This window comes from Falsiroseomonas sp. RANM36 (assembly GCF_056682175.1).
Window position 1 is genome coordinate 1 of sequence record NZ_JBWXTD010000019.1, and the last position, 5,649, is coordinate 5,649.

Annotated in this window: 3 tRNA genes and 3 rRNA genes; all 6 read right to left on the minus strand. The window is 59.9% G+C overall.

Annotated elements, in window-relative coordinates:
• Positions 1–46: 46 nt before the first annotated feature.
• Positions 47–123: transfer RNA gene (locus AC1MIR_RS27490), tRNA-Met, on the minus strand.
• 37 nt (positions 124–160) lie between these two features.
• Positions 161–275: ribosomal RNA gene (gene rrf, locus AC1MIR_RS27495) — 5S ribosomal RNA — on the minus strand.
• A gap of 146 nt (positions 276–421) precedes the next feature.
• Positions 422–3,156, minus strand: a 23S ribosomal RNA gene (locus AC1MIR_RS27500).
• 310 nt (positions 3,157–3,466) lie between these two features.
• Positions 3,467–3,539: transfer RNA gene (locus AC1MIR_RS27505), tRNA-Ala, on the minus strand.
• 205 nt (positions 3,540–3,744) lie between these two features.
• Positions 3,745–3,818: transfer RNA gene (locus tag AC1MIR_RS27510), tRNA-Ile, on the minus strand.
• Between the two features lie 165 nt (positions 3,819–3,983).
• Positions 3,984–5,472, minus strand: a 16S ribosomal RNA gene (locus AC1MIR_RS27515).
• The 16S, 23S and 5S rRNA genes sit together here with 3 tRNA genes alongside, the layout of an rRNA operon.
• Positions 5,473–5,649: the final 177 nt, after the last annotated feature.

A 5,649-nucleotide genomic window follows, 5' to 3' on the forward strand; every position in this document is an offset into this window, starting at 1 on the left:
AAACGCCCCGGGGATGTTCCCGAGGCGTTCATGTCGCAAATCAAGATGGATGCGGGGACAGGATTTGAACCTGTGACCTTCAGGTTATGAGCCTGACGAGCTACCGGGCTGCTCCACCCCGCGGTGGTGTTTCTGTCGTTGTGATGGATCCGGCGTGGTGGCCCGGCGGCGACCGACTCTCCCGCATCTTGAGATGCAGTACCATGGGCGCTGAGGTGTTTCACGGCCGAGTTCGGGATGGGATCGGGTGTGTCATCCTCGCGATGACCACCGGGCCACCAGGCCGGATCCTGACGACAGATGAGGTGGTGATGGGATCTGGATGTGTGTGTTGGTTGAGGCGAGTGGTGCGCGGCTTGGTGCTGCGCGCGGCTGGGGGTGTGTCGTCGCCGACAGACCCTGGCCGGTGCGGTGCTGGTGGTAAGGGAGCGCTATCGGGCGATTAGGACCGCTCGGCTGAAAGGGTTACCCCTCTTATACCTGCGGCCTATCGACGTGGTGGTCTTCCACGGCCCTCGGCGAGACCTCGTTTCGAGGCTGGTTTCCCGCTTAGATGCCTTCAGCGGTTATCCATTCCGCACTTGGCCACCCGGCCGTGCCGCTGGCGCGACAACCGGTTCACCAGAGGTGCGTCCTTCCCGGTCCTCTCGTACTAGGGAAAGATCCTCTCAAGTCTCGTACACCCACAGCAGATAGGGACCGAACTGTCTCACGACGTTCTAAACCCAGCTCACGTACCGCTTTAATCGGCGAACAGCCGAACCCTTGGGACCTGCTCCAGCCCCGGGATGCGATGAGCCGACATCGAGGTGCCAAACCTCCCCGTCGATGTGGACTCTTGGGGGAGATCAGCCTGTTATCCCTAGAGTACCTTTTATCCGTTGAGCGATGGCCCTTCCACGCGGGACCACCGGATCACTAAGGCCGACTTTCGTCTCTGCTCGCGCTGTCGCGCTCGCAGTCAGGCGGGCTTGTGCCTTTGCACTCAACAGCCGATGTCCGACCGGCCTGAGCCCACCATCGCGCGCCTCCGTTACACTTTGGGAGGCGACCGCCCCAGTCAAACTGCCCACCACGCAGGGTCCCGATCCCGGATGACGGGATGCGGTTAGACGCCAGAAAGGCGCAGGGTGGTATTTCAAGGTTGGCTCCACCGAAGCTAGCGCCCCGGCTTCAAAGCCTCCCACCTATCCTACACAGCCCCTTCCTGGCGCCACTGCGAAGCTGCAGTAAAGGTTCATAGGGTCTTTCCGTCTGACTGCGGGTACCCCGCATCTTCACGGGGAATTCAATTTCGCTGAGCCCATGCTGGAGACAGTGGGGAGGTCGTTACGCCATTCGTGCAGGTCGGAACTTACCCGACAAGGAATTTCGCTACCTTAGGACCGTTATAGTTACGGCCGCCGTTTACCGGGGCTTCGGTTCGGAGCTTGCACTCCTCCCCTTGACCTTCCGGCACCGGGCAGGCGTCAGACCCTATACGTCGTCTCGCGACTTCGCAGAGCCCTGTGTTTTTACTAAACAGTCGCCACCCCCTGGTTTGTGCCACCCACCCATGGTTGCCCACAGGCAGGTCTCGCTTATCCCGAAGTTACGCGAGTAATTTGCCTAGTTCCTTCAGCATGGTTCCCTCAAGCGCCTTGGTATACTCAACCAGTCCACCTGTGTCGGTTTCGGGTACGGTCCATATGCCAGAGCTGTTTCCCGGACCTCTCCAACCGCCCGATCAATCCGATAAGACCGAACAGCGTTTCAAGGTCGTCACTTCTGGCGGGCGCGGGAATATTCACCCGCTTCCCATCGGCTACGGCTCTCGCCCTCGCCTTAGGGGCCGGCTCACCCTGCGCGGATTAACCTTGCGCAGGAACCCTTGGACTTTCGGCGACAGGGTTTCTCACCCTGTTTGTCGCTACTCATGTCCGCATTCGCACTTCCCATACCTCCACCGCCCCTCACGGATACGGCTTCACAGGCCTAGGGAACGCTCCGCTACCGCGTGCATCGCTGCACACCCATGTCTTCGGTACGTGGCTTGAGCCCCGTTACATTTTCGCCGCAGAACAGCTATTAGACCAGTGAGCTATTACGCTTTCTTTAAAGGATGGCTGCTTCTAAGCCAACCTCCTGGTTGTTTTGGCCGTCCCACATGCTTTCCCACTTAGCCACGATTTGGGGACCTTAGACGATGGTCTGGGCTGTTTCCCTCTCGACAATGGACCTTAGCACCCACTGTCTGTCTGCCAGGCTGCACTCCTCGGCATTCGGAGTTCGGTAGGGTTTGGTAGGGCTTTGGGCCCCCCTAGCCCTTCCGGTGCTCTACCTCCGAGGGTGATCACCTGACGATCTACCTCAATAGATTTCGCGGAGAACCAGCTATTTCCGAGTTTGATTGGCCTTTCACCCCTAGCCACAGCTCATCCCCGACTTTTTCAACAGGCGTGGGTTCGGCCCTCCAGTAGGTGTTACCCCACCTTCAGCCTGGCCATGGCTAGATCACTCGGTTTCGGGTCTCATGCCCGTGACTAGGCGCCCATTTCGGACTCGCTTTCGCTTCGCCTACACCTAACGGCTTAAGCTCGCCACGAACACGAACTCGCGGACCCATTATACAAAAGGTACGCCGTCACCCTTGCGGGCTCCGACTGCTTGTAGGCGTCCGGTTTCAGGTCTCTTTCACTCCCCTCGTCGGGGTGCTTTTCACCTTTCCCTCACGGTACTTGTGCACTATCGGTCGCCAGGGAGTATTTAGGCTTGGAGGGTGGTCCCCCCATGTTCAGACAGGGTTTCACGTGCCCCGCCCTACTCAAGGATTCTTGGCCATAACACGCCTACGGGGCTGTCACCCACTGCGGCGGACCTTTCCAGATCCTTCGGCTTAACAACCAAGAACCACTGGCCTGCTCCGCTTTCGCTCGCCACTACTCGCGGAATCTCTGTTGATGTCTTTTCCTCCAGGTACTGAGATGTTTCAGTTCCCCGGGTTCGCCTCGTGAACCTATGTATTCAGTCCACGATCTCCTTGCGGAGGGGTTTCCCCATTCGGACATCCGCGGATCAACGATCGCTCGCATCTCCCCGCGGCTTTTCGCAGCGTGCCACGTCCTTCATCGCCTCCTGGCGCCAAGGCATCCACCGAACGCCCTTCTCTTGCTCACTCACTCATCCAACACCGCCCGCGCGCAGGACCAAACCGCGCATGGCCATCTCTGGCCACCGCCCGCCTGGACCACATGCTCGGCCGGCGCCGGCACTACTCATGCCTCAGCCAACTTCACACACTTCTCGGACAAACCATCCCACCCCGTCGCCCCATCCCTGGAGCCACATGGGCGGACAATCCATCCGCCAGATCCGATTCACCGTCTCAAAGAACATGCCCAACACCAGGTCCCATAAGGACCCGGGCAGGAATTCCGTGCGAGAGGAGGCAGAAACGTCGCCACAACCAGCAGAACGCGCTTCGCAGTGGAGGCTAGCGGATTCGAACCGCTGACCCCCTGCTTGCAAAGCAGGTGCTCTACCAACTGAGCTAAGCCCCCGCATCTTACTCAAGTCAGCGCAACCGGTCGGAAAAAGCGGCGCAGCACCATCTCTGGGCCGCGCTGCGACGCCTTCGCGTCGCAGGTCGCTCCGACAAACACGCAGGCCTTGCGGCCTGCGCCGTGCCCCGGGGCCCACCCCCACCCCGGCGGCCGTCGGGCCCCGCCCCGGCGGATTTCGATTTCGGCAAAGCCGAAATCGAAATGGGCCAGGGAGGACTTGAACCTCCGACCCCACGCTTATCAAGCGTGTGCTCTGACCAACTGAGCTACTGGCCCCCAACCCGTCCTCGCCAACAGGCGGAGGGAGGGGCAGCCGGATGGAACGTCAGTGTCCGCCAGGCCCGCCATCCAGCAGGCCCGGGATCAGGATCGTCGTTTAGTCTGTCTCAGGATCGGACCAGCCGAGACGCTCGCGCGCCTCACCCCAGCCCGAAATCCTTGAAAGGAGGTGATCCAGCCGCAGGTTCCCCTACGGCTACCTTGTTACGACTTCACCCCAGTCGCTGACCCTACCGTGGTGACCTAGCCCCTTGCGGTTGCCGCAGCCACTTAAGGTAGAACCAACTCCCATGGTGTGACGGGCGGTGTGTACAAGGCCCGGGAACGTATTCACCGCGCCATGCTGATGCGCGATTACTAGCGATTCCGCCTTCATGCACCCGAGTTGCAGAGTGCAATCTGAACTGAGATGGCTTTTTGGGATCGGCTCGACCTCGCGGCCTGGCTTCCCACTGTCACCACCATTGTAGCACGTGTGTAGCCCAGCCCATAAGGGCCATGAGGACTTGACGTCATCCCCACCTTCCTCCGGCTTGTCACCGGCAGTTCCTCCAGAGTGCCCAACCAAATGCTGGCAACTGGAGGCGAGGGTTGCGCTCGTTGCGGGACTTAACCCAACATCTCACGACACGAGCTGACGACAGCCATGCAGCACCTGTGCGACAAGCCCCTTGCGGGGAAGACCCATCTCTGGGCCGGTCCTGTCCATGTCAAGAGCTGGTAAGGTTCTGCGCGTTGCTTCGAATTAAACCACATGCTCCACCGCTTGTGCGGGCCCCCGTCAATTCCTTTGAGTTTCAACCTTGCGGCCGTACTCCCCAGGCGGTGCGCTTACCGCGTTGGCTACGACACTGAAGCTCTAAGAGCCCCAACATCCAGCGCACATCGTTTACGGCGTGGACTACCAGGGTATCTAATCCTGTTTGCTCCCCACGCTGTCGCGCCTCAGCGTCAGTATCAGACCAGGTCGCCGCCTTCGCCACCGGTGTTCTTCCCAATATCTACGAATTTCACCTCTACACTGGGAATTCCACGACCCTCTTCTGACCTCTAGCACCGCAGTCTCAAGCGCAGCCCCCAGGTTGAGCCCAGGAATTTCACGCCTGACTTGCAGCGCCGCCTACGCGCCCTTTACGCCCAGTAATTCCGAGCAACGCTAGCCCCCTTCGTATTACCGCGGCTGCTGGCACGAAGTTAGCCGGGGCTTCTTCTGCGGGTACCGTCATCATCGTCCCCGCCGAAAGGGCTTTACAATCCGAAGACCTTCTTCACCCACGCGGCATTGCTGGATCAGGCTTGCGCCCATTGTCCAATATTCCCCACTGCTGCCTCCCGTAGGAGTCTGGGCCGTGTCTCAGTCCCAGTGTGGCTGGTCGTCCTCTCAGACCAGCTACCGATCGTAGGCTTGGTAGGCCGTTACCCCACCAACTACCTAATCGGACGCAGGCCGCTCCCAAAGCGCCTCTCGGCTTTGACCCTCAGGCCATATGCGGTATTAGCGCCAGTTTCCCAGCGTTATCCCCCACTCCAGGATACGTTCCTACGTGTTCCTCACCCGTCCGCCACTGCCGACTTGCGCCGACCGTGCGACTTGCATGTGTTAAGCATGCCGCCAGCGTTCGCTCTGAGCCAGGATCAAACTCTCAGGTTCATCCACTTCACCACGCAACTCACGCCACGTGATCTCGCTTCAGAACTCAACCCCGACCAAACAAAACACCAACACTCTCCATCCGGCCACCCTTCCCACCGCGCAGCACCTAACCGCCGCACGAACAGGCAAGAGCAACCAGAACATACTCCCCTCGCAGATGCACAGATTGAAAGA